Raw genomic sequence first — 23,598 nt, forward strand, 5'->3', positions numbered from 1 at the left:
CTAAGCAATTAGCAAGCTCCAACTCAGGGGCTTGCTTTTAATTTAAGTCTATGAAAAAGTTAATATTTGCCTTCATGATGGTGTTTTCTGCCGTCAGTTTTCAACAAGCGGAGGCCCAGTTTTTACAAGTGGGCGTAAGAGGTGGATTGAATTACCCCACTATTTCAGGAATTGAGGCGGGAACTTACACTGGTTTTCATGCAGGAACATATTTCAGATTTAATGCCCTGGGATTGATTAGTGTGGAACCTGGAGTTCAATATAGTCAAAAAGGCTATAGGGCTGGAGAGGCTTCTTCAATGGGATCGACTTCTGACAGGCTTCACTATATAGATGTGCCGGTGTTGGTTAGAGTTACCATTCTGCCATTAGTGAATATTTTTGCTGGCCCACAAGCTTCATACCTTGTCGGCCGTAATTATGATGGAGCGACTAGTTTTACAACCACCGATAATTTGAAGAATTATGACCTTAGCGGAGTAGTGGGTATAGGTCTAAACCTCCCTTTAGGGTTTAACCTGCAGGGAAGTTATGATTTTGGTATGACCAGCCTCGAGTACGACGGTATGGACACCCGCCATAATGTGGTCAAAATTTCACTCGGCAAAAACTTCTAAAATAACTACAGCCCCAACTTTGGGGCTGTTTTTTTTATCTAAGCATGATATTGATTTTTCTGTTTTTAAATTTCAACTCTACTTCCCTCTTCGGCTGACTTAAAAATAGCTTCAACCACTTTAATATCTTTCAACCCTTCCTCTCCAGGCACCATTACATCCTTATTCTCCTTAATGGCTAAGGCGTCATTATCCATCTGCTTTGCCTGCTGGTTTTTGATCTTGTCGCTAAACTGCGTTCCATCCGACGCAAAACCTTTTAAACCGCTGTAGGACTGGAATGGCTCCATCCTGAAATGCCCATCATGACCTGTAACTATCAGCCGGTTCATTCTAATGCCTAAACTCGTTGCACAGTTGGCCTTCAACCCATCGGGAAATTCCAAAATGAAGTTCATGGTCTCATCCACTTCGTGAAAAAGCTCCGGTCGTGTTGTGCTTTCATACGCCATTACTGAAATGGGTTCCTGCTGGAGCACATACCTAGCCGCATTGATGGCGTATACGCCCATGTCATAAAGTGCTCCACCTCCTAATTCTTTGTCCAAGCGCCAGTGGTCAGTTCTAGAGTCATAGAATCCCGCCACAGCTTCTATCATTTTGGTTTCCCCGAACTTTTTTTCCTGCGCCCATTTTTTAAACTGTTGGGTGTTGGGCTCATGCTGCATTCGGTAACCAATGGAGAGTTTGACATTGTTTTTCTTACAGGCATCGATGATGGACTGGCATTCTTCCACTGTTTTAGCCATTGGTTTTTCGCACCACACATGCTTGCCGGTATTGGCTGCTTTGATGGCATACTCCGCATGCATTCCACTGGGAAGTACGATATAGATGACGTCAATGTCATCGTTATTGGCAATGTTATCCATGTTTTCATAATTGTACACATTCCCATCGGGTATGTCATACTTTTTTTGCCATTCCGGGATCTTCTCGGGGCTTCCTGTTACGATCCCCGAAAGGTAACAATGCTCAGTCAGCTCTAAAGCCGGCGCCAATTGATTTTTGCTGTAACTGCCCAATCCTACCAAGGCCACGCCGATTTTGTCCTCATTATTTTGTTTTGAGTTCTTTTTGGAGGATGGCCAGATGAGTGGAAAGCTGGCTAAAGACAAAGCGGAAGTGGAAAGCATAGTATTGTGTAAAAAGTTTCTTCTGTTCATAGGTTTGATATATAGGCTGTCAAATTAAAAGGAATTAAAGTTGATTTTGTTCATTCGATGATACGTTTGACTTCATTTACATCGTAAATTGGTGTGGCTCCTTGCTGGCCGGCAACATAAGTTCCTAATGCGCAAGCAAAATCCAGCATCTCCTCTAGCTTTTCTCCCTCCAAATAGCCAAAAATTAAAGCTGCCAAAAATGCATCCCCCGAACCAACTGTGTCCACTACTTGAATTTCATAGCCTTCGTGTTCAAAAATCTCCCCGTTTTGATATATTAAGGCTCCATCTGCCCCTCTGGTCATACAAATAAACTTGAGCTCATAGGCTTCCTCTAGCTTTTCACAAGCGATCTCTATATTCTCGCCGAATTCATGGTAGTCGGCTAAAATTTGCAATTCCTGCTCATTTACTTTTAGAATATCGGTGTGGACAAGGATTTTTTCTAGCAGTTCTAGATCGTCAAAAGGTGGCCTTATATTAATATCGAAGACTTTTAATGTTTTAGTGTTTTTCAGGTATTTCAATAAACAATTACGGGATACTTCCTCCCGCACGGCCAAGCTTCCAAAGACAAACACATCAGATTCATCAATGAGTTTCTGAGACTCAGCTGTCCAGGGTATTGCATCCCAGGCGGCAGGTTTTACAATGTCGTATTTCACATTCATGGGATCAGAATCGTCCACGATGACAAGACCGGTGGGAAGAGAGTCATTGGTTCCGATAAAAGAAGTGTCAAGATTTCTTTCTTTTAGAAAATTCAGCAGCTCCTCTGCCTTTTGGTCATTGCCTACCATGGACAACATGTGGCTGCGGTATCCCAACTGTTGGAAATGTAGCGCCACATTCATGGGAGCCCCTCCGGGTATGGCCTTGTCCTTAAACTGGTCAAAGAGTACCTCCCCAAAACAAACGGTCTGCTTCATAACTTTGCTTTTTGTATAACTTCAATATCCTCCAATGTCTTGCCCTTGGTTTCCGGCATCACGAAAAGGACCCAAAACAATTGAACCACCATCATCAGGCCAAAAAAGCCAAAGATTAAACTCGGTCCAAATGTGCCCGCCAGAAAAGGGAAGACATTGGCTATCAGTGCCGCCAATATCCAATGGGTAAATGACCCTAAAGACTGTCCCTTTGCCCTGAGCTTGTTGGGAAAGATCTCCGAAATGAACACCCAAATCACACTACCTTGACCAATGGCATGGGCACCTATAAAAATAAACACAAATATTGGTAGCCAACCGGGTGGGAAAAACTCGCCTTGAAAACTTAGCGCCATCAAGGTAAGAGAGACGATATATCCTGCCGAACCCACAATCATCAAAAACCTTCTGCCCATTCGGTCGATGAGTAAAAGACCCAGCATGGTGCAGATAAGATTAACTGCTCCGATTCCGATAGTAGACAATAAGGCACTTTCTGTGGCTATTCCTGCCATTTCAAAAATTCTTGGTGCAAAATAGATGATGGCGTTTATTCCCGATACCTGGTTGAATACTGCTATGGCTACAGCCAGCGCAGTGATGCTGAAATATTCCTTTTTAAATAATGCGAAAAAATTCAAGCTATCCTCGTTACGGATGTTTTCAGGTCTAGCACGTTCGACTATGTCTTCGGCGGCATCTGGGTCTGTTTTCATCAGGATGGCCAAGGCCGAACTTGTATCGCCTTTTTTTACCACCAGCCACCGGGGACTTTCCGGGACCCGGAGCACCAATATGGTATAGATCAAAGCAGGAATGGCTTCCACACCCAGCATATATCGCCAAGCATCCATGGTGATAGTGATACCGATAAGATAATTGCTGAAATAGGCCATCAATATCCCGAAGACAATGTTGAACTGGAATAGGGCTACGAGTTTTCCACGATTATTGGCTGGGGCAATCTCGCTGATGTACATGGGGGCCACTACAGAGGAGGCTCCAACGCCAAGTCCGCCCAAAAAGCGGAAAATCATGAAAGTATAGACATCAGTTGCCATGGCAGATCCCAAGGCCGAAACGAAATAAAGGATGCCAATCCAGAGTAAAACTTTTTTCCTGCCATATTTGTCAGATGGCAGTCCACCGAACAAGGCACCAATTACGGTTCCATAAAGTGCTATGGCCACCGCAACACCATGGTACCAGTCACTCAGGTTCCAGTTAGTTTGGATGGACCTTTCCGCCCCAGAGATCACCGCTGTATCAAACCCAAACAAAAATCCTCCCAGAGCTGCCACTATGGAAAGAAAATAAACGTATCCTCTATTTTTCATCTACCGGTAAAAAGTTTATTTAAATTAGGTAAAAAAGAGAGGAAATGAAAGGGGTGGGTACAAAGTACGAAGTACCAGATATCCGTTGCGTTTGCGGCGCCCGCCGCAAGAACCCATTCTAATTAGTCTTCACCCCCGCCCTGCCAGCGTAAAAGGCAACATAAATAAAGCAGCCACTAAAGCGAAGGACAGATTCACCGCAAAACCCAGTAAGCGAAAAGGCAACAGGATAAGCCATACAATAGGGTATAGCAGAATCGCTGCCAAAGCAATCGGCCAGCAAAGTATGAGCAGTATGCACCAGAGTAGGAAGTTAGTCATGATTCAGGTTTACCATTTCTATCACCAAGTTCCATACCAGTGCCTTTTACAAGGAGTATGATGGGTTTTGAGGAATTGCTGTATCAGAAATGAACAGTTGGGAGTGCTTAAGTGGACATATTTGTTGGTATCTAGGAGCCCATACAAGAGCATTTTTTTTAATCACTTTTGAATTTATTAAAATTCTTGTTTATCTTGATCTACATTGATTTTTTGAAGATATTTTTATGAAAAGGTTACTTTATTTTTCCATGTGCTTGTTAGTTCTATTGATCGTTCTGAAAAGCATGGTAGTGGAGATTGATCAACCTGTGAGCTCAGTAGGGTATTGGCTTCTTTTACTATTGTTTTCTTTTGGAGAAATGCAGATTGTGTTTCTGATGGCTCTTTTATTTTGTTTGTTGTTTTTGGTATCAAGGAAGCTTTATTATCAGAAAGTTTTACTAATTGTTTATGGAATCATTAGCCTCGCCGTGCTCTTTCTGTCGATAGTGAATGTGTTCGCCCTTCCTATTGTGAATGGTCCGATCAATTATCAGATGATTTATTATTCCGATATTTTTGGTAGCACCTATATATTGGACACTTTCTTTTATTCAGAAATAGTAAGGGAATTTATAATTTATCTGTCTGCTGGATTACTGTTATTGATTTTTGCTTTTTGGGCTGGGTTAAAAATTCAGGCGGGTTCAAGGAAAAGTGAATTGGGGTGGGGATTGGCTTGTTTAGTTTTTTTTACCATCTATTTCATGTACCATTTTCCAAAGATTGGCAAAATACAGCAGGAAGATACCTGGGCCTATCAAAGGATTCAAAGTCCCGTACAGGTATTAGTGACATCTTATTGGGAAAGTTCGAATGAAGCATCCAAACTTGTGCTTGATATGGAGAATTACACCACAGAATTGCCCGATTTTAGGGGTAGTTTGGACGAGTTGAATTTTAACCTTGAAGGGAGTGGAATCAACAATGTCATAGTGTTTGTTCTTGAATCGGTGTCAGCGGAGTATGTGCCCGGGTATGATTCGGTGTACCATGTTATGCCGAATTTGAGTAAGCATATGGATCAGGCCTTGGTTTTTAGTGACGTGTATGCCCATAATCCCAACACGACCAATAGTCTTTATGCTATGCTAGGTTCAGTATATCCTATGATTTCCTATAAGAACGCAATAGTGGAAAACCCATATCTCCAATGGCCTACCATAAGTAAGTATTTTAAAGACCAGGGGTACCATACCTCTTTTTTCAACACCTCGGATAATACATATAGCAAGGTTAACGAATTTCTTTCAATTAGAGGATTTGACCAGATTATGGATTCGAACAATATGCCTTGTGAAGATACTCTCTTTTCCGAAGCAGAAGGAGTCGGAATGGGAAAGGCCGAGGGGTGTATGATTGATGCTTTTACTACCTGGAATAGGGAACATATAAGCAGCCCTTTTTTCAGTGTGCTATGGACGATACAGACTCATTGGCCTTATTTTGTTTTCGATGAAGAGGAAGATTATGTAGAGAAAAAAGGGTTGAATACTTTTCTGAATGCTTTACGGCAGAGTGATGAGGCGCTAGGGGAGCTGTTGGATTATTTGAAAATGAGCGACCAAGATAGCAGCACCCTTGTAGTGGTAGTAGGAGATCATGGGGAGGCCTTTGGCCAACATGGCAATAATGGACATGGAGCTGACCTGTATGAAGAAAGTGTAAAAATTCCTCTTCTTTTTCTCAATCCAAAGCTGTTTTCAGGTCAAACAAAAAAAGTAGTGGGAAGTCATATTGATCTAATTCCTACGGTTTTAGACGTGTTAAATATGCCCACAGAACCTGTTTGGCAAGGCGAAAGTTTATTCCATAAAGACCGGAATCAGCTAGCCTATTTCTTTTCAACCTTTAACGAATATATGATAGGAATGAGGTCACCCGATCATAAAGCCATTTATAACCTTTATCAAAACAAGTTAGAGGTCTATGATATCCAGAATGATCCCTATGAAATAAAGGCACTTAAATTGAGTAAAGAGGAAGAGTATCCTTTCCTATATTTCCTCTCCACCTGGCTTAATGATAACAAGGAGTTTTATGCGGGTTATTGATCAACCTTTTTTGTCATAGCCAAGTTTACAAGTTTCTCGGATCGCTCCCAGAGCTTCCAGGCAAGTTTATCGGAGATTTGTGAATTCTTTTTTCCAGGCTTTCTCTTGTAATAATATTCCCCGGTTTTCCATTTGTCAGGATTGGTCACCATCCAAATCAGGGTGTCTGCACCTTTTTCAGGACTGATCATGAAAAGGGTTTTTAATGGGGTGTTGTAAAACAGTTTAGCAAAAAAGCCTCCTTCACGAGCAAACCCGGTGGAGACTACACCGGGATGGAAGGAACCTGCCTTCACACCTTGGAAACGGTTGACAACTTCCATGGCATGCAGAATGTTCATCAGTTTAGCCCTTCCATATGCTTTCATGGAGCTATAGGATTTCTCGTTTTGAAAGTCCTTCAGTTTGATCTTTCCCATCACGTTGGCCATGCTCGATGTATTAATAACCATAGCGAAGGATTTTTCCAACCTTTCCTTCAAAAGCAAGGTAAGCATAAAACCTGCCAGATGGTTCACCTGAAAAGTCATTTCGTTGCCTTCTTTGGTAGTCATCCGGTCAGCAAATACTCCTCCCACATTATTGACCAACACATCTATTTTGGGGTGTTTTTCCAATAGGTTTTCGGCAAACTCCCTGACTGAGTTCAGGTCAGCATAATCTACTAAATGGTATTCACAGCCGATTTCCCTTGCCAGTTGTTTGGTCTGGTCAGACCTACCCGTAATAACCACGTTTGCACCTCTACCGGACAGTTCCCTGGCCGCCGCCGCCCCAATCCCTGAGCTGCCTCCCGTAATTACAATAGTTTTTCCTTTCAATCCCGACTTCATGCTTCATTAATTAGTCCACTTAAAAAAGTCTCAACTGACACAATTGTTTAAGTTTTCTGAATTAAGGGAATGATGTGGGTGGTTGTTCTAAGGCTTAGCCATGGAACCCTAAAAATTGAGGCTATGCCTCATGCTTATTTCACCTCAACTCCGTAAAATTATAACTCACTGCCAGCCTTGCTCCCGTCAAAATCCTGTTTTGATTATTGACCTCATAACTTGCTATAGAGAAAAAGGGCGGACCAAACATATTTCCATCTGGTGGATAATTTAGCCAGACGGCAGCCCATGATTTTTACCGCAAAAAAAATCAGTATTCCAAAAGTTGCCTTCTTTTTCATTCTTTAGCAACATCCCGCCACCCGCAAAAGCACTCACTCCCAGAAAGACGTGCAGCATTAAAAGCGGGTATAGAAAAAATGGGCGCTTCATAGTGTTAAAATTTCACCTAAGTAAATTTACACTTAAAGCCGGTATTATAATATGATATATATGAACTTATTAACCCTCATTACCCAGTACCCTTCAAACCTCCAGACAAGGCATTTACAAGCAGCAAAAGTTTTAAAAGAAGCTCATCACTTTGTTTGGGATCGGTCTCCTTAATTTTACGCCATTTGATAAGATTTTTAAGTTGCATTTCGTGCAACATATTCAGCGCATGGTTCCGCAATTTATGGTCCTCCAATTTTGAAATTCTACGGGACTCCAAGGAGGCGCCTAAAATTTCCTCGATTTTTTCCAAACAAGTATGGTAGTCGGATAAAATCAGTTCCATAAGGTCCTTTCTCGCGTCCTGTTCCTCGTAAAGCTCCGCAAAAGCCTGCATCACTTTTGGATCTGCAAAAAGTAAGTTCGATTCAATCTGGATTAGCATATATTTCAGAAAAGGCCAATCCCGCGTCCTGCGCTTCAACTCGTCAAAATCCTCCGGATGTTGTCTATGGAATTGCTCGATGGCAGTGCCCATACCAAACCAACCGCTGAGGTTGAATCTAGACTGGTTCCAGCTAAAAACCCACGGAATCGAACGCAAGTCCTCTAGGGACCTTTGACCTGTGCGACGAGCCGGCCTGGAGCCAATTTTACTTTCTTCCAAGACATCGATAGGAGTGGCTTTGCCATAAAAGTCTATAAAATGTGGTTGGTCCAACAGCTTTCTATAGGTCTTTCTGGCTGAACTTACCAAGTTGTCCATGATTCGATATAGTTTTCCATTTTGAAACTCTTCGACAGATATCATGGCTTGTCTGGCTGTACCTGCCAGCAGCATCTCCAAATTGTAAGTTGCTGTAAGCCGGTTGGCAAACTGGTTGGCAATAGTTTCACCTTGAACGGTCATCTTCATTTGACCGCTCATAGATCCAGGTGGCATACTGTCCAAGAAACGGTGGATCTTGCCTCCACCACGACTAATACTGCCCCCGCGTCCATGGAAAAATGACAGCTTAACTCCAAACTTTTTGGCCGTCTCAGTGAGCTTTTCTTCCGCCTTATATATTGTCCACCGGCTCGTCAGAATTCCCCCGTCCTTGTTGCTGTCACTGTAACCCAACATAATTTCCTGGCTAAAATTCTCTGAAGCCTCAATTTGCCTTTTCATTATGGGATGGCTTAGATAGGCTGATAAAATACCTGGACCTGCTTCTAAATCATCTATAGTTTCCAATAATGGCACCACCGGTAATCCTGTATCCCCAAGCCCCACCTCACGCAATAGGAGATAGACAGCCAAGAGATCACTTAGGCTTCTGGTCATGCTGACAATCATAGACCCGATTCCCTCCACACCAAAGCGGTCTACATATGTTTTGACTTCTCGTAAATAACCAAGCACATTGTCAGCTTCCTTTCCACAGGAAGTCCCAGCTACTAGAAAAGGACGGTTGCTTTGGAGTTCCCGATTCAAAAAACGCAGGCGCGCTTCCTCATCCCAAACCGCATAGTCCGAATCCTGATTCCCTGAGGCCTTCAGAATTTGGCTGATGGCTTTTTCGTGATAGGCACTATTTTGCCGGATATCCAGCTTTGCCAGATGGAAGCCAAAACACAGCACCTTGCGCTCCAAGGGAAAAAGCCACTGTTTAGCTACACGGGAAGCTCCAAGGCTAATTAACGTCTGCCGGAGTTTTTTGAGCTCAGAAGTCAGGTCTCCTGCTGAGCGGAAATACATATAATCCACCAATTCAGGACTGTCTAATTGCGTATTCTCCAACCTCACTAAAAGGAGGTTTACAAATTGGCGCAAAGGCTCTGAAGGATTTCTTTCAAGGGCTTTTTGACCTTTTGTGCCAAGCTTTTGGGCAGTTTCCTGAATTTCCTTCATAAAGGCATCTGGAAGTCGGTTACGGTAACTTGAGAAACTGAGCTTTGCCGCCAGCTCGAAAAGCTCGGTTTTTATCATGTTCAGAGCGGATTTCCGGTGGAGACTTAGGGTTGAGGCAGTAAACTCGGGGGTTACAAAGGGATGCCCGTCACGGTCACCACCCACCCAGCTACCAAATTGAAGGGTCGGAAAATGCTCTGGCCACTCCAACAATTCAGGGGGAAAGTCCAAGGTTGTCCATGCGTCCTTTAGCCGCTGGTCGGAATGGCTTAGAGCATTTGGAAAAACATTTAAGAAGTAATGCATCAGATTGCTTCTCTCGTCCTCCAATCGGGGTTTTTCCAAGTAGATTTCCCCGGTTCGCCACCACCGCTCCATTAAACTTAACATCTCATTCTTGATTACAATTTGCTCCGTGGTGGACCAATTGGGATTTTCTCTTTTGACCAAAAGAAGATACAACTCTCTATGTATGTCTAAAACAGTCAGACGTTTGGCCTCGGTAGGGTGGGCGGTCAGTACCGGTCTTACGTTGATTTCCTGGAGCTTTCTAGCTATCTCTTTCTCATCAAGCTTTTCTGTTTTCCATTGATTAAGCGTTTCCCCCCAAGAGCCCCTCGTAAATTCCAATCCCAACTCGGTTTCGGTTTTTCTTCTAAATACTGCCGCGGCATTTTCCTCAACCAAATTGAGCAACTCAAAGCAAATCCCAATGGCTTGGGCAAGTTTTTCATCAGGTTGTGCGTGGCTCTGCTGGGAACCAAAGGGTAAACTTTCGGCGAGTTCTTTTTCGCCTATGGACACGAGCATTTCACTGAACAGATTCAGCAGATAATGAAAATCTGTCTTGATTTTTTCTATTCCTTGGAGTTGTAGGGTTTCTTTGGACATGGGTTAAAAGTTTCATTACCAATTGCAGTTGATTTAGGAACAAATAAAAATAGCCAATTTAACCCCTGAAAACCAGATAATAGAGTGTTAATGGTTCAAAGGAAGTCCTTATACCATTACAATTTCACGTATTTTTCCTGGCAGGCCTCAATGCAAACATAGCTTATAGTTAATGTAGACCCTGTATGCTCAAATGGGTAAGGCCACTGCGGGTCGCAACCATCGGGGTTGATAGTGGAATCAGTGAGTGAATATGTGCCGGAAGAGGGTGTTCCCGGCTGGTCAAAGGTCCTACAGAGATCGGCATTGGATGTAATCGTGCCATCGCTGTGAAATTCAACATACTTTTCACTTTCCACTGGTTGAAAAGTACCGCTTCCATCTCCGGGATCTGCCAGTATCTCAATTAACCCCCACTTTCCAATCAAGTCGGTATCGGGAACCAAATCGTCTTCACTGTTACAGGAAAATGCAAGTAGGGCGGCTAGGAAGAATAGTAGTATTTTCATAGTGTAAAAGTTAAAAGAAAATTAAGGAGAAATCTGTTTTAAAGTATACCTAATCCCTACGTGGATTGAGATGGTGGGGTTACCTATTATTTGTCCTACCTTAATTTTTTCTCATAATTCCTCCTTACTTTTGCGCCTCGATAAATCAACCCTTAAATTATGTTAGAAGTACTCCAAACAAAGTTAACCGAAAAGCCAAGCAAAAAAGAACGTGAGGTGGTGATCGTGTATCCCTTCAATACGGAAACCAAGGAAATCTTCATGATCCAGGAATACATCCACGGCTATGACAGGAAGTTCTGGAAATTCGTGAGTGGGGGTGTGGACAAGGTGGACAAAGACATCCTGACCCACGCCATAGAGGAGCTGGCAGAAGAAGTGGGCATGCAGTCGGAGGTGGTTTGCCATCTGTACTCATCGGAACGCGTTTTTGGCAACAGGCCCATGCATTACTTCATTGCGGAAAACCCCGTTATCATGGAAAACCCGCCCGAAAATCCAGATCAGCATTACATCACCGATGCCAAATGGGTCAACCTGGAAGAGTTTCAGCAAATGCTCGACAAGCAGGAGTTAATCTGGGATCAAGGGACCATGTGTGCCTTGCAGGCCTTTTGAAGCTGTGTGTTTAAATTACATGGTTCAGCCCGCTGGATCCAACGGTGATGGTATCGCGCGTACTTCCTTTTAAAGTTCAATGGAGATTTTTACCTTCCCACCCAATCCTTTTTCAACAATTTCATAAAGGGTTTTTAGTGTCAGGTTGCTACCGTTGTTTTCCACCCTAGATATATATGTTCTCTTCTTATCCACCAATTCAGCTAGCTGCTCCTGTGTAAGATTTTTATCCTCCCTTGCCTTCTTTAAAAGAAGACCAATTTTAAATGACTCAAAATCCCTCTCCAGATCCTCCCTGCGTTCGGTACCTTTTGCTCCGTACACATCATCCTTGATTTCTTTCCAACTTTTAGTATTCATCTCTTTTTCCCTTTTAACTTTTCGAACTCTTTCTCTCTATAATATTCATCCATCAGTTTGGCGGCTTTTTCAATTTCTTTGGAAGGTGTCTTTTGGGTCTTCTTTTGAAAGCCATTAAGTAAGATCACCAACTTGCCTTCATCAAAAAAACAGAACACTCTCCAAATATTTGACCCCAACTGAACCCTTGCTTCATAAAGCCCTTTCTTTGTCTTGATCGGTTTTAGGTAGGTTTCAGGAACTCTTTCCAAAGTTTCAATCGCTTCAATGACCTTATAGATTTTGTTTTGAACTTTCTCTGTCTGCTTTTTAAGAAAGTTCTCGAAGTGGTCTTGATAGGCTATGACTTCCCTGACTTTATCCATAACGCTAATGTAACTTAAAAGTTACTATTTTTCAAAATATTAAAAAGCATATAGTGTGAATTGACGTTTTCATTATGCGCTTATGCCCAACGTGATTCAGCTTGGAGCCGGCGGGCTTTCCAAGCCGTGTGTTTTATGTTAAATGGTTCCGCCCGCTGGATCCAAGCTGATGTGTGTGCCTTGAATGGTGAATATAGTTCATTTAAATGAACGTTCCAACGGGTGAAAGTCCCTTAAGCGCGGGGGTAACGTCCCGAAGCCAAGCAAGTGGCAAGCTGGTTTGCCGTGAGGCATGCAGTGAAGTAAGCCAGTCTGCGGTGTCTGTACTGACGAACAGGAACCATATACTGAGGCTATGAGGTCGGATGAGGTAACACATCATGCCGAAGTCCAAACCTTCCAAAAGGAAGGAAGTACCAAAATAGTAGATATGGCAGAGATAGGCACAAGGATTTTCATCTTACCAAGGGAGATCTTGGAATAGACTCGGTTTCTATGAGCCAAGAAGTCAGCCGAAGTCATAGTAGTTATCGGTAACGAGCTGTAAGATCTACAGAGGTCTCACTGGGTAACGAAGGACTGAACGCTGGATTACGTCCAAATTCGATGGGGAGTACCAAATTGGTATAGCCTCATTTTAAGCGGACAGGGTTAACAAATTAATTATGATAGAAAAAGTACTCAACCGTAAGAATCTTTTCAAAGCCTACCGACAGGTGGTGCGGAACAAGGGTTCGGCTGGGGTGGACGGCATGAAAGTCACCGAATTGTTTTCCTACTTGGAAAACAACAGGGACAGTATTGCCACGTCCATTCTCAACCATACGTATGTACCTCAGCCTATCAGAGGGGTGGAAATCCCCAAGGAAAACGGGAAAACAAGATTGCTTGGAGTTCCCACAGTGGTAGATAGATGGCTCCAACAGGCAGTAAGCCAGGTGCTGATGACTAAGTATGAACTTATGTTCGAAGAATACAGCTACGGCTTCCGCCCCGAGAAGAACATCCATAAGGCAGTAACACAGGCACTGAAATACATCAATGATGGCTATCAGGACATTGTGGATATTGACCTAAAAGGGTTCTTTGACGAGGTGGACCACTCTACTCTTCTACAATTCATCTATCAGCGGGTAAAATGCCCGACAACCCTACGGCTTATCCGAAAATGGCTACGTGCACCAATCCAGATTGATGGAAAACTGCACAGGCGTAGAAAAGGCGTTCCGCAGGGATCCCCTATCAGCCCGCTTCTTTCCAATATCCTATTGGATGTTCTGGACAAGGAGCTGGACAGGAGAAACCTGAAATATGTCCGCTATGCTGACGACTTCAGCATCTACATCAAGTCAAAAAGAGAAGCCCGAAAGGTGGGTAACGAGATCTACCTTTTTCTAAAAGACAAGCTCAGATTGCCCATCAACAGGGAGAAAAGTGGCATCCGAAGACCCTCCAACTTTGAATTGCTGGGACACGCATTTGTTCCGACTTATCAAAAAGGGGTAAAAGGAAAATACCAGTTGGTGGTGAAACAGAACAGTTGGGTATCCCTGAAACGAAAGCTCAAGCAGATAACCAAAAAGACTAAACCGTACAGTTTTGAGGAGCGGTTGAAAAAGCTGGCTGAAGTCTGGCGGGGATGGGTAAATAACTACCGCCTTGCCAGTATCTCTGCAAAGCTGAAATCACTCGACGAGTGGTTGAGAAACCGCCTAAGATATTGTATCTGGCACGATTGGAAAAAGCCTGAGCGGAAACGTAAGAACCTGATCAGATTGGGGGTAGATCAAGACCATGCTTATGCATGGAGCAGGACCAGAAAAGGGGGATGGGCGATAGCCCAAAGCCCTATTTTGATTACTACTATTACTTTGTCACGCCTAAGAAGAAAAGGTTATGAATCGATGCTTTCCTATTACCTTAAAACGCAACCTACAATCCAGTGAACCGCCGTATACGAGACCCGTACGTACGGTGGTGTGAGAGGCGCACCGTGAGCTTATGGCTCACGGACGTCTACTCGATTATGGCTTGTTATTTCATTAATTTTATTGTTTATTTTTACGAAATATTCTAAAGCACAATTGATGTTTTCATCTTCATTTAAGCCTGAAAAATTTGCTGCATGATCTATGGAATTCACTTGAACATTATCCATTCTTGTTAGAGCAGTAGCAATATATGAAGAAAGTTCATCTGCATGTAATTGATTGGTTAACTTCTCAAACAATTCTAGTTGAAAAGGAATAAGAAACTTATCACGATATGGTTCAAAATTTGTAAATCCATTCCCTTTTAAGCTAAAATAAACATTTCGATATCTCTCTAAAAATTGAAATTCGGGATTACTCAAGTATTCATTAGGGCTAGCAAACTGAATATCTTTTTGTATCAATCCAACTCTAATTACAATAGCTAACAAATTATCTCTTACTATTTTTAAATCATTATGTAAAAAGCTTTGATGTTTTTCATTTTGGATAATTAAGTCGTGGTAATGCTTTTGCAAAAAATCTGCATGATTAAAAATATTTTTATAATCCCTGAATTTATTATCATTTTCTATGTCAAATTGCATAAACGAGTAATATAACTCTATATCATCTGACTCTGTTAATCTTTCTCTATCATTTGTTGCCAAAATTTGTGGAAAATGAAAATCAAGTGGTTTTTCTAATAAATCTTTCGCGTGAGAATCAAAATGTTCATTCTGTAGGCGACATGTTTTAATTATAGATTCTAATAAAAGTGAGAACCTTTTTAATGTGTTATAAGCCTTCTCTTTTTCTGCTTTTAATTTATTCTTTCTAACATTTCGATTCCCTAACCAATATATTATCAATGCGAAAAAGAATCCAAGAAAGGCTCCAATTACAGTAGAAAGGAAACTTATCAATATTGAATATTTATTGGATATTAAATATTCACAAATACTGTTATAATTTTCCATTGTTGTTCATTTTCTAATAAGCCATAACGTTTTGGCGATTGGCACATTGGCGGAATTCGTAGAACTTCACTGTCAATGTCCCATAAAGGTTGATGCGAGGTAGAATGTTCAATTAACCAAGTCCTCCGCCATTGGGCCAATCGCCTGTTATGGGTTGTTGTTCCCTTCACTCGTTTGATTTCTCGTTTCTTTGTTCATCCAACATCGCATATACATTGAAGTTACTTTTTTGTCTGGATAGAGGACTGTATAAAATGTATGCCCACCGTCAAGGCAATTTTCTGTACCATATTTTTCAGGATTCTTATTCCAATTGTCATTCTCACTGATTTCATTTCTTAATTCTTGGATGTCACTGAGATGATACCTTGATTCGTCAAAGAACAATTTTGTTATTTTTTGATTTTTTCTTTCGAAAGCCCTTATGTCATAGTTGTATCTTAAGGTTATATAAATTTCTCTTACCTGTATTTGAATAAAGTCAGATGGACAACCAATGCATATGAAGTCATAATTTTCAGTCAACAATATTGTATCCTGTGTAAATTCCTTCCTTAAACTATCAATAATAGTCAAATATTGAGGTCTTATTTTTCTATTTTGAGTAAGACCTGTATACATTCCTTTTGCAGCCTCGAAAGGTGAACTTGATATTGCTGCTTTTTGACTTTTATCAATCTGCTTATTAAGTTTTTGTGCTTGAGAGATTTGAGAACCACCAAGTCCAAAAATTATAAGTATCAATGTAGTTATAAATCTCAATTTCAGTCGTTTTTACAATAACCCATAACTTGTTTATACCCCTCACGCTTATGAGGCTTATCAACCCTGATAAGGGGGGATAAGCCTCATAAAGCAGAGGTTTTGTCAGAGTATAATGATACTAAACTTTTCTTACAAATCTTCAAACGGGGACCTGATTTTTTGCAGACTCTGAAGGCTGACATGGGTATAAATCTCCGTGGTTTTGCTGCTGCTGTGGCCCAACAGCTCCTGTATATACCTTAAGTCTGTGCCGTTTTCAAGATGGTGGGTGGCAAAGGAATGCCTTAACCAGTGCAGGGTTACCGGTTTATTGATCATGCTTTTGGCCAAAGCCTGTTTCAGTACGTTCTCCAGACTTTTTTCGCTGTATTTTTGCCCCTGCTTTTGCCCCTCAAAAAGATATTCGACAGGCTTTTCGACCTTGTAATATTCCCTCAGCAATTCTATTATTTTATCAGGCAAAGGCACGAACCTGTCTTTTCGACCTTTGGATTGACTGACCTTCAGCATTTTTCTTTTAGAGTCTATATCCAGTATTCTTATATTTAATAATTCACTTCTCCTTAATCCACAAGCATATATCAAGGAAAGCATTGCCTTATGCTTGATGTTTTTGTGGGTATTAAGAATTTCCTTTACCTCCTCTTTACTTATGACGTTTGGAAGCAGTTTGGGCTTTTTGGGCCTATATACGATCTCCGGATCCAGCTTCCTCTGCTGCCTGTTGCTGAAAAACAGCTTTACTGCATTGATCACCTGACTTTGGTAGGAAGCCGAGTACTTTCTGGCAAGTACATATTCCTTGTTGAAATGCTCCAAGTCTTGGTTGTCTACATCCTTGAGCGGCTTGTTCTTCAAAAACCTGAAAAAGGTGGCAATGGCGCCCGAATAGGTCTCGATGGTGGATTCAGCATACCGCTTGTTGCGCATCCAGTCCATAAAGGCTGCCACTTCTTTTGCTGTTCCGCATCCAAGTCTTCCAGTTCGGGTAATTGGGGTGCTGGTTTGGGTAGGGCTACTTTCTTTAATTGGGAATAGTCCAGCCAGGCTTTTCCCCTTAAAGCCTTTAGCAAAGCGTCCACTTGTTTTTCAGTATATGGGACATACCAAACCTTCTGGGCAACGTCCCATCGGCAATCCGTAAGGGACTTTACTATCTCTTTTAACTCCGCATCATAGGGGAAAACCAACTGAATGACGTGCTCCTTTAGGTAAAGCCCGTTTCTTAAAAATATCTTTTTCATAGCAAAAAAAATTGGCTACCTAATTTAATCAAAAACTTACGGCCGGCAAACATCGACGAAGATTCCAATGCGTAGTATTCCGTTATTTTTCAATCCCCGTATATTTTTTGTAAAGGGCCCTATATCCAAATGTCCTTGCCAACGGTCCAATGGTATGGATTAATACATTTTGCAGTCCCATAGGTATGGCAGCAAGTCTCGACGGGCTTTCCAGGTATCTTGCTGTTACCATTGCCTGTAAAAACGGTAACTTGCCCTCTTTGACTTTACCGTCATTTATCATTCCAAACAGGTTTTCTATAAAATAATCTACATCTATTCCAGGTATTATGGTTTGAATAAATTCAACTGGTTCATCAGAAGTATTATAATGGTTATGAGGTTTGTTTTTGGGTAAAATAATTTCTTCTCCAGCACTAACGTAGTTCTGCTTCCCGTCTAATAGATATGTCATTCTGCCTGATAATACTTTAAAAGACTCATCTTGCAAGGGATGAAGATGGTCATCCACAGTTTGGCCTTTACTTTTCAATGTCACTTTTAAAGTAACTCTTTCTCCATTTGTGTCTGAAGAAGTTTCGAGAAACTCTATTGTATCTCCGGTAAAGTTGTCGATTACTATTTGTCCTTTAGTTGGCACCGTTGGTGTATTTTAAGTTCAATAATTAAATACATCGTCTCGCTTGTAAGAAAAGTGACGGATTAAAAAGTGCAATTCTTTGCCTTTTATTATAATAAAAATACACAAATTTCCAGTTCAAGACAAATCTCTCCATTGGGCTTTCTTGGTCTGGGACAAAGGGACACAGAGTTTGAGGACACCGTAATACTGAGTAAACCATAACTAGTTCAAGCGATCTACAGGCCTTATTAAACTTCTTCGACTCAGTGATTTTTGTTGACTTCGTCGCAGCTCTGCGAAACTTAGTTTTAAACTCTGCGAAACTCGTGCCCCCTTGTTTTTATATTATCCCTAGGTACATGCTGTCAGACAGGTTATGTGTTATGAGGTTGGCTTTGCTGCGGCTGTTATTGGAGCTGAAAGCCATGTAAGCGTGGAGTTTGCCACGGTGCTCGTCCGGGTCGGGGATGGTCATCAGCAGGCTCTCCGCTGAGCGGGGAGGACCTTCTAGTATGTAAAAGGGCCTTCTTTCCTCCAGGTCATATAGCAACACCATTACTTTGTCTTTTCCCTTTGCATTGCCAGCAACGGCGTTGTTCGCCCAGCTAAACAAAACCTTGTTGTCTTCAGTCCATTTTGCCTTAGGAGCTTTTGGGCCGGTAAGGGTACCGGAACTTACCTTGACCAGACTTGGAAGAAGCGCCTGTCCGGTGTCTTGGTGCTCCAGAGCCTGATTCATGATTTGTCCGGAAGCCTCATGATAACCGGTACGCGCTCCCCTGATCCCGCGTTGGTGACCGAAATAAACAAGTTCCCGTATGGGCTCAAGAAACCAACGTGCGAGCCTTAGTTTTTCCTGCTGGTTGGCCTGGGCAGGGGTAGGAGGCAGTTTTTCGGACTTTTCCTTCTTTTCAGGCGCCGAGCGTACATAGGTGACACCATTGATGGTGTAGAAAATCATGTTGCCAATTTTTCCTTTTAGGCCCTGATACTGTGCTGAAGCTTTAGCCATGTGAATTGTGTTTAAAAGTATAATAAAAAAGACTGAGGCTAAGAACTGGGCCTGTGCCCTGAAATTTGCCAAACACTCAACTCAGATCCATGCCCTGTAGGTAAATCACCGGCTCGATTAAATAACGCCTAATCTCTCAATTAGATCAAAAGTCAAACGAATATAGCGGAAAGAATTAATAAAGCAAATAATTAGGTATATTTAATTTAAATAACAGACTATGTGAAAACAAAGATTATTCTGAGCAGCACTAGTAATATTAGAACTTGGTTAGAACATGCTTAGGACTTGCTTAGGGTATGGTCAGAAGAATATACGGTTTATATACGTTTCAGTAACGGGAAACAAAAGAATCTTAATTCTGGAATTCTGGGGTGGAAGACTAATGAGTTTCTCTTGAGATTGGTAAATCCCACAGAGGGTAGCATTTAATCGTACCTACTTCGCATTGGTTAGGTGAGGCTCCAGATATAAGCAGTTAAGTGTTAGTTTTTTGGGGTTAGGGGGAACAGTTTTTTTAGTGTAAACATTCTAGGGTTTTAGTTTTCTTAACATATCTTAGGTTTCATTAAGTCTAATCTGGGAATGGAATCTCTACCTTTGGTCTATAGAAAATTTTAATTACATGATTATGAAGAAATATTTTACTCTTTTTATACTTTCATTCCTGATATTCGGCGGTGAGTTGATGGCCCAGCAAACCATTGAATTAGAGCTGTATGGAGGCCCGGCTGTGTCTCATTTTAGTGCGGAGGTGGGTATGCATCGCGAGGAATTTTCCTTCCTTACACCCATAAGTGGTCATTTTGGTGTCAACCTGCTGACCAAATTAAATGATAAGTTTCAAATAGCAACACAATTAGAATACATGCAGTCCACATGGGAATATGAAAGGTCTCTTGGGACTGGAGGCACTTATACCACAGCCGCGAGGATTAATAGGAGTTTGAATTACAGCATTGGTCTTAGATATAACCATCAAGTCAAGAATAAGATATTTTTTGCACAGGCCGGATTTGGGGGAAGTAGATTCCTCTATGGCGATTTTTTGTCCCAGAGGATGAATCAATCAAAGGAACACCTGACTTTCCGCGTTGAAGTAGGGACTAGGATTTACAACAAACGCAATAATTACTTTGTGCTGGGCTTGCGGCATCAGCAGGGAATAAACCGACACACCGTGAAAAATCCTGAACCTATATTTAATACTCCACCGAACACCCTTCGGGACCGAGGATCATTTACAGGGCTATTTGTAGGATATGGAATCGGGTCAAATAATAAAAAAAGCATACTAAAAAGTTTTTAGCCTTAATTTTTATTGAAAATGAGAAGTTTTATAATGTTAATTTTTGCATTGGCTACCGGCAACGTGTGGGGCCAAGGGCAGATAAGCGGATATGTGGAGGATAAAGGCACCGGTGAAAAGCTTTTTGGAGCTACTATTTTGATTGAAGGAACTGGGCGCGGTGCCCATACCAATTTCTACGGCTTTTTTAGCCTTAACCTTCCCGATTCCACTGCTACCTTGAAGGTGTCACATGTGGGGTACAAAACCCAAACGGTAAACGTGGATTTGGCTGCCTCCAGGAAATTGACTGTGGGGCTACAGCCATTGGATGATCTTGACGAGGTGGTAGTGGAGGAAAACAAGGAGCTTTCCTTCGAAAGGCAGGTGCAGCTCTCCTCGATCAATATGCCGGCCCGGCAACTTAAACAGTTGCCTGCAGTAGGCGGTGAAATAGACCTGATCAGGGGGATACAGCTCATGCCGGGGGTGCAGGGCGGAAAAGAGGGACTTACGGGCATGTATGTAAGGGGTGGCGGGCCAGACCAGAACCTGATTCTTCTTGATGGCATTCCCCTTTACAACGTAGGGCATCTGGGAGGGATATTTTCCACCTTTAATCCTGATGTGGTAGCAGATGTCAGCCTGATGAAGGGCGGTTTTCCTGCCAGGTATGGAGGTAGACTTTCCTCTGTACTTAATGTGAAAATGAGAGATGGAAACCGAAATGAAATGCGCACGGAAGGGGCAGTAGGGCTGGTGTCAGCGCGAATCAGCAATGAGGGGCCTATCAATAAAGGCAAGGGTTCTTATATCGTAGCTCTCCGGAGATCTTATGTCGATATGTTTACCCGGCCAATAGCCAGAATTGCCTCGGGTGGGAGCCACGGTTTTGGTTACACCTTCTATGACTTCAATGGCAAGGCTAGTTATGACCTGTCCCCTAAAGACAAAATACAGGTGACAGCCTACAGCGGTCACGACAGGGGGGTGGTGAATGCGAGGGATTCGAGCAACATCAGGTCAAGTAATTATTTCAAATGGGGCAACCAATTGGCCACTGTAAGGTGGAACAGGATTATTTCCGACCGACTTTTCTCTAACACCACGATGGGCTATACCAATTATATTTTTGATATCGCCACCGATCACAGCAATCCCGAGGAAGAGCATTTCTATCATTTTGGCTACCAATCAGGGATCAGGGATTGGAATCTCAAATATGACCTTGAGTATTACCATAGCAAAAGCCACCTTTTTCGGGTAGGTGCCCAAGCCATCCATCACAAGTTTACCCCTGGGGTCAATGTCATAAGGAGCACAGATCAGGGTGTTCAAATGGATACTACGTTTGGATCGCAGAATGTGAATGCCTGGGAGCTTTCCTATTATTTGGAAGATGAATGGACGCTCAGCGACCGGTTTAGTGCCAATCTTGGGGTGCATTTCAATAATTACTTTGTGGACGGGGAGCAATATTTTTCGGCCCAACCGAGAATGACTGCAAGATACCAAGTAGGTCCAAGATCATCTTTAAAAGCCGGTTTTGCCCAGATGCAGCAAAATGTCCACCTTTTGAGCAGCACCGGTGTGGGAATCCCAACGGATTTATGGGTGCCTGCCACTGCACGAACCGGGCCCCAGCAGTCTTGGCAATATACGCTGGGCTATCATAGGATGTTAGATAAAGGTTGGGAGTTTTCTGTAGAGGGATATTACAAAAACATGACAAACCTTATCGCCTACTCGGACGGCGTGAACTGGCTGGAAGGCGCTGCGGATTGGCAGGAGCAAATAGAACGAGAGGGAGAGGGACGGGCCAGGGGCATTGAGGTGCTGCTTCAGAAAAAGGAAGGCCGATGGAGCGGATGGCTGGGGTACACCTTGGCTCAATCAGAACGCAGGTTTGACAATATTATGGATGGACAATTCTTCCCTGATCGTTTTGACCGAAGACATGATATAGGCTTGACAATGGCTTACCAGGTGAATGACAAAGTGAGCTTTTCTGCCTCCTGGACCTATGGGACGGGGGAGGCTATCACCTTGGCAGAAGGACGTTACCAAGCCTACACTGATCCTCCAATAGGTCTGTCAAGTGGATCGCTGCGTCCAAGTCCATATGTAGAGCATTATGAAGGTAGAAATAATTTTAGAATGCGGTCCTACCACAGGGCAGATTTTGGGATAAGATTCTCCAAGGATAAGAGGTGGGGTGAACGAACCTGGAATTTAGGCTTTTACAATGTCTATAATCGTGCAAACCCCTTCTACTATTATTGGTCGGGAGGCACCAATTTCTTTGGCGTAAATGCGGGAGGTACCATGAGGTTGAGACAGATGGCTCTATTGCCTATCCTTCCAGCATTCAGTTATGAATTCAAATTGTATTGATGATGAAAAGATTATTTTGGGGATTGATTCCCATGGCTTTGTCGGGTTGCTTGGGATGGATAAATCAGGAGGTGGAAATAGACCTGCCCGAACATAAATCAAAGATTGTTTTGAATGCCTTGCTTAAGGATGGGGATACCCAGGTGAAGTTGGGGATACATAGATCGCATGGAATGATGGATGAGGGCTCGATTAAGGATGGTTTGCCCGACGCGAATGTGCAGATGAGGGTGAATGGGGAGTTATTAGAGCGGTTTAGTTTTTTTGGTGGAGAGGATCCTTATACGGCTCCCTATCGCATCCACATCGGAGATAGCATTGATGTGGAAATCGACGCCCCCGGATATGCCTCAGTGAGCAGTTCCACAGTGGTTCCCGCCCCGACTGAGCTTATTTCTGCCCGGTTTGGAAGTGTAGATAGGGGATTGGGAAGTGTGCCGCAGCGGGAAGTGTTTTTCAGAGTTTCCCCGCCTGTGGAGGGCAAAAGCTATTATGTGCTAAAGTTTGCCCAGCAAAGAGAGGGGCAGCCGATGAGGACGGCCATACAGTTGACTTCCAACCTACCTTTCATCACCCCTATGTATCCCTTTAATGTGGGCTTTGAATCGACTCCAACGCAAGGGACCGAAGCTGAGATTGTAGTACTGGTAAGTGAACTCTTTTATTCAGGTACCCAAGAGGATTTGGAAAGTTACCTGATTTTGGAAACGGTGAGCAAGGAGTATTACGACTATGTGACTACCTTTTATTATCACTATAACAACCAGAGCCCCGATATTTTCGGTGGCGAGCCCACCCCCATGCCCAGCAACATTGTGAACGGGTACGGCATCTTCGGTGCGGCATCGAGTCATATGGTTAGGATTGAGTGATGGTGTGGGATGTCGGGTGTCCGATGACCGATGTCGGGTGTCCGATGTCAAACACTCCCTATGCTTTGAGGTTATGATTTCGA

22 protein-coding genes are annotated in these 23,598 nt (G+C 42.7%); 7 read left to right on the top strand and 15 right to left on the bottom strand.

Annotated features, from left to right (window positions below; translation table 11 throughout):
• The first annotated feature begins 50 nt into the window (after positions 1-50).
• Positions 51-617 carry a porin family protein gene (locus FPL27_RS07115; protein ID WP_143960430.1) on the top strand — a complete coding sequence of 189 codons (567 nt, stop codon included), beginning with the start codon at positions 51-53 and terminating at the stop codon, positions 615-617.
• A 65-nt stretch (positions 618-682) separates the two neighbouring features.
• Here FPL27_RS07115 and FPL27_RS07120 read toward each other — a convergent pair whose 3' ends face one another.
• Genes FPL27_RS07120 through FPL27_RS07130 form a run of 3 tightly spaced genes read right to left on the bottom strand, consistent with a single transcriptional unit; the run spans position 683 to position 4,049 of the window.
• Positions 683-1,783, bottom strand: coding sequence for a Gfo/Idh/MocA family protein (locus tag FPL27_RS07120; RefSeq protein ID WP_143960431.1), 1,101 nt, complete (start codon positions 1,781-1,783; stop codon positions 683-685).
• 50 nt (positions 1,784-1,833) lie between these two features.
• A complete protein-coding gene (locus FPL27_RS07125) occupies positions 1,834-2,712 on the bottom strand; it encodes a carbohydrate kinase family protein (protein ID WP_143960432.1) in 879 nt (292 codons plus the stop codon).
• Positions 2,709-4,049: a sugar porter family MFS transporter gene (locus FPL27_RS07130; protein WP_143960433.1), complete on the bottom strand. Its 1,341-nt coding sequence runs from the start codon at positions 4,047-4,049 to the stop codon at positions 2,709-2,711. Before FPL27_RS07130 ends, FPL27_RS07125 begins: the two co-directional genes overlap by 4 nt.
• 548 nt (positions 4,050-4,597) lie before the next feature.
• Between FPL27_RS07130 and FPL27_RS07140 the strand changes: the two genes are divergently transcribed.
• Positions 4,598-6,466 carry an LTA synthase family protein gene (locus tag FPL27_RS07140; RefSeq protein ID WP_143960435.1) on the top strand — a complete coding sequence of 623 codons (1,869 nt, stop codon included), beginning with the start codon at positions 4,598-4,600 and terminating at the stop codon, positions 6,464-6,466.
• On the opposite strand, the gene FPL27_RS07145 is transcribed toward FPL27_RS07140, so the two are convergent.
• From FPL27_RS07145 to FPL27_RS07155, 4 genes are all read right to left on the bottom strand, one after another.
• A complete protein-coding gene (locus tag FPL27_RS07145; protein ID WP_143960436.1) occupies positions 6,460-7,299 on the bottom strand; it encodes an SDR family NAD(P)-dependent oxidoreductase in 840 nt (279 codons plus the stop codon). The two genes, FPL27_RS07140 and FPL27_RS07145, sit on opposite strands and share 7 nt — an antisense overlap.
• Positions 7,300-7,569: 270 nt before the next feature.
• Positions 7,570-7,731 carry a hypothetical protein gene (locus FPL27_RS19780; protein ID WP_185974319.1) on the bottom strand — a complete coding sequence of 54 codons (162 nt, stop codon included), beginning with the start codon at positions 7,729-7,731 and terminating at the stop codon, positions 7,570-7,572.
• Between the two features lie 79 nt (positions 7,732-7,810).
• On the bottom strand, positions 7,811-10,516 hold the full coding sequence (locus FPL27_RS07150) for a phosphoenolpyruvate carboxylase (protein WP_143960437.1): 2,706 nt from the start codon (positions 10,514-10,516) through the stop codon (positions 7,811-7,813).
• 116 nt (positions 10,517-10,632) lie between these two features.
• Positions 10,633-11,025, bottom strand: a complete 393-nt coding sequence (locus tag FPL27_RS07155) for a lipocalin family protein (protein WP_143960438.1) — start codon at positions 11,023-11,025, stop codon at positions 10,633-10,635.
• A 159-nt stretch (positions 11,026-11,184) separates the two neighbouring features.
• Here FPL27_RS07155 and FPL27_RS07160 point away from each other — a divergent pair, with 159 nt between their 5' ends.
• Complete coding sequence (locus FPL27_RS07160; protein WP_143960439.1) at positions 11,185-11,643, top strand: NUDIX domain-containing protein; 459 nt, start codon at positions 11,185-11,187, stop codon at positions 11,641-11,643.
• Between the two features lie 69 nt (positions 11,644-11,712).
• On the opposite strand, the gene FPL27_RS07165 is transcribed toward FPL27_RS07160, so the two are convergent.
• Both FPL27_RS07165 and FPL27_RS07170 read right to left on the bottom strand, forming a co-directional pair.
• Complete coding sequence (locus tag FPL27_RS07165) at positions 11,713-12,003, bottom strand: helix-turn-helix domain-containing protein (RefSeq protein WP_143960440.1); 291 nt, start codon at positions 12,001-12,003, stop codon at positions 11,713-11,715.
• Positions 12,000-12,368 (bottom strand): type II toxin-antitoxin system RelE/ParE family toxin, encoded by a 369-nt coding sequence (locus FPL27_RS07170; RefSeq protein WP_143960441.1) that lies wholly within the window; start codon positions 12,366-12,368, stop codon positions 12,000-12,002. The genes FPL27_RS07165 and FPL27_RS07170 overlap by 4 nt, the downstream gene beginning before the upstream one ends.
• Positions 12,369-13,033: 665 nt before the next feature.
• Here FPL27_RS07170 and ltrA point away from each other — a divergent pair.
• Complete coding sequence (gene ltrA / locus FPL27_RS07175; protein WP_143960442.1) at positions 13,034-14,314, top strand: group II intron reverse transcriptase/maturase; 1,281 nt, start codon at positions 13,034-13,036, stop codon at positions 14,312-14,314.
• Between the two features lie 53 nt (positions 14,315-14,367).
• Here the strand turns inward: ltrA and FPL27_RS07180 are convergent, their stop codons facing one another.
• The 6 genes from FPL27_RS07180 to FPL27_RS07205 form a co-directional block, all read right to left on the bottom strand.
• On the bottom strand, positions 14,368-15,318 hold the full coding sequence (locus tag FPL27_RS07180; protein WP_143960443.1) for a hypothetical protein: 951 nt from the start codon (positions 15,316-15,318) through the stop codon (positions 14,368-14,370).
• Positions 15,319-15,465: 147 nt separating this feature from the next.
• Complete coding sequence (locus tag FPL27_RS07185) at positions 15,466-16,080, bottom strand: hypothetical protein (protein WP_143960444.1); 615 nt, start codon at positions 16,078-16,080, stop codon at positions 15,466-15,468.
• Between the two features lie 132 nt (positions 16,081-16,212).
• Positions 16,213-17,022, bottom strand: coding sequence for a site-specific tyrosine recombinase/integron integrase (xerA, locus tag FPL27_RS07190; protein ID WP_143960445.1), 810 nt, complete (start codon positions 17,020-17,022; stop codon positions 16,213-16,215).
• The gene (locus FPL27_RS20000; RefSeq protein ID WP_143960446.1) at positions 16,938-17,327 is read right to left on the bottom strand and encodes a hypothetical protein; all 390 of its coding nucleotides are present in this window, start codon (positions 17,325-17,327) and stop codon (positions 16,938-16,940) included. The genes xerA and FPL27_RS20000 overlap by 85 nt, the downstream gene beginning before the upstream one ends.
• Before the next feature lie 82 nt (positions 17,328-17,409).
• Positions 17,410-17,967, bottom strand: coding sequence for a cupin domain-containing protein (locus FPL27_RS07200; RefSeq protein ID WP_143960447.1), 558 nt, complete (start codon positions 17,965-17,967; stop codon positions 17,410-17,412).
• Positions 17,968-18,289: 322 nt separating this feature from the next.
• Entirely contained in the window at positions 18,290-18,961 is a 672-nt protein-coding gene (locus tag FPL27_RS07205) for a DUF6266 family protein (protein ID WP_143960448.1), read from the bottom strand.
• 631 nt (positions 18,962-19,592) lie between these two features.
• Here FPL27_RS07205 and FPL27_RS07210 point away from each other — a divergent pair.
• Genes FPL27_RS07210 through FPL27_RS07220 form a run of 3 tightly spaced genes read left to right on the top strand, consistent with a single transcriptional unit; the run spans position 19,593 to position 23,515 of the window.
• Positions 19,593-20,270: a hypothetical protein gene (locus tag FPL27_RS07210; RefSeq protein ID WP_143960449.1), complete on the top strand. Its 678-nt coding sequence runs from the start codon at positions 19,593-19,595 to the stop codon at positions 20,268-20,270.
• A gap of 18 nt (positions 20,271-20,288) precedes the next feature.
• Positions 20,289-22,643, top strand: coding sequence for a TonB-dependent receptor (locus FPL27_RS07215; RefSeq protein WP_143960450.1), 2,355 nt, complete (start codon positions 20,289-20,291; stop codon positions 22,641-22,643).
• Positions 22,643-23,515 carry a DUF4249 domain-containing protein gene (locus FPL27_RS07220; RefSeq protein ID WP_143960451.1) on the top strand — a complete coding sequence of 291 codons (873 nt, stop codon included), beginning with the start codon at positions 22,643-22,645 and terminating at the stop codon, positions 23,513-23,515. Before FPL27_RS07215 ends, FPL27_RS07220 begins: the two co-directional genes overlap by 1 nt.
• Positions 23,516-23,598: the final 83 nt, after the last annotated feature.

The organism is Litoribacter populi (assembly GCF_007483685.1).
Taxonomy (GTDB): domain Bacteria; phylum Bacteroidota; class Bacteroidia; order Cytophagales; family Cyclobacteriaceae; genus Litoribacter; species Litoribacter populi.

What these genes read in the sequence shown, in the direction of transcription:
- FPL27_RS19780 (WP_185974319.1), bottom strand. Translation starts at nt 7,731, where the DNA reads ATGAAGCGCCCATTTTTTCTATACCCGCTTTTAATGCTGCACGTCTTT.
- FPL27_RS07205 (WP_143960448.1), bottom strand. Translation starts at nt 18,961, where the DNA reads ATGGCTAAAGCTTCAGCACAGTATCAGGGCCTAAAAGGAAAAATTGGC.
- ltrA (WP_143960442.1), top strand. Translation starts at nt 13,034, where the DNA reads ATGATAGAAAAAGTACTCAACCGTAAGAATCTTTTCAAAGCCTACCGA.
- FPL27_RS07125 (WP_143960432.1), bottom strand. Translation starts at nt 2,712, where the DNA reads ATGAAGCAGACCGTTTGTTTTGGGGAGGTACTCTTTGACCAGTTTAAG.
- FPL27_RS07115 (WP_143960430.1), top strand. Translation starts at nt 51, where the DNA reads ATGAAAAAGTTAATATTTGCCTTCATGATGGTGTTTTCTGCCGTCAGT.
- FPL27_RS07130 (WP_143960433.1), bottom strand. Translation starts at nt 4,049, where the DNA reads ATGAAAAATAGAGGATACGTTTATTTTCTTTCCATAGTGGCAGCTCTG.
- FPL27_RS07150 (WP_143960437.1), bottom strand. Translation starts at nt 10,516, where the DNA reads ATGTCCAAAGAAACCCTACAACTCCAAGGAATAGAAAAAATCAAGACA.
- FPL27_RS07155 (WP_143960438.1), bottom strand. Translation starts at nt 11,025, where the DNA reads ATGAAAATACTACTATTCTTCCTAGCCGCCCTACTTGCATTTTCCTGT.
- xerA (WP_143960445.1), bottom strand. Translation starts at nt 17,022, where the DNA reads ATGGACTGGATGCGCAACAAGCGGTATGCTGAATCCACCATCGAGACC.
- FPL27_RS07220 (WP_143960451.1), top strand. Translation starts at nt 22,643, where the DNA reads ATGATGAAAAGATTATTTTGGGGATTGATTCCCATGGCTTTGTCGGGT.
- FPL27_RS07160 (WP_143960439.1), top strand. Translation starts at nt 11,185, where the DNA reads ATGTTAGAAGTACTCCAAACAAAGTTAACCGAAAAGCCAAGCAAAAAA.
- FPL27_RS07140 (WP_143960435.1), top strand. Translation starts at nt 4,598, where the DNA reads ATGAAAAGGTTACTTTATTTTTCCATGTGCTTGTTAGTTCTATTGATC.
- FPL27_RS07210 (WP_143960449.1), top strand. Translation starts at nt 19,593, where the DNA reads ATGAAGAAATATTTTACTCTTTTTATACTTTCATTCCTGATATTCGGC.
- FPL27_RS20000 (WP_143960446.1), bottom strand. Translation starts at nt 17,327, where the DNA reads ATGAAAAAGATATTTTTAAGAAACGGGCTTTACCTAAAGGAGCACGTC.
- FPL27_RS07170 (WP_143960441.1), bottom strand. Translation starts at nt 12,368, where the DNA reads ATGGATAAAGTCAGGGAAGTCATAGCCTATCAAGACCACTTCGAGAAC.
- FPL27_RS07215 (WP_143960450.1), top strand. Translation starts at nt 20,289, where the DNA reads ATGAGAAGTTTTATAATGTTAATTTTTGCATTGGCTACCGGCAACGTG.
- FPL27_RS07165 (WP_143960440.1), bottom strand. Translation starts at nt 12,003, where the DNA reads ATGAATACTAAAAGTTGGAAAGAAATCAAGGATGATGTGTACGGAGCA.
- FPL27_RS07180 (WP_143960443.1), bottom strand. Translation starts at nt 15,318, where the DNA reads ATGGAAAATTATAACAGTATTTGTGAATATTTAATATCCAATAAATAT.
- FPL27_RS07120 (WP_143960431.1), bottom strand. Translation starts at nt 1,783, where the DNA reads ATGAACAGAAGAAACTTTTTACACAATACTATGCTTTCCACTTCCGCT.
- FPL27_RS07145 (WP_143960436.1), bottom strand. Translation starts at nt 7,299, where the DNA reads ATGAAGTCGGGATTGAAAGGAAAAACTATTGTAATTACGGGAGGCAGC.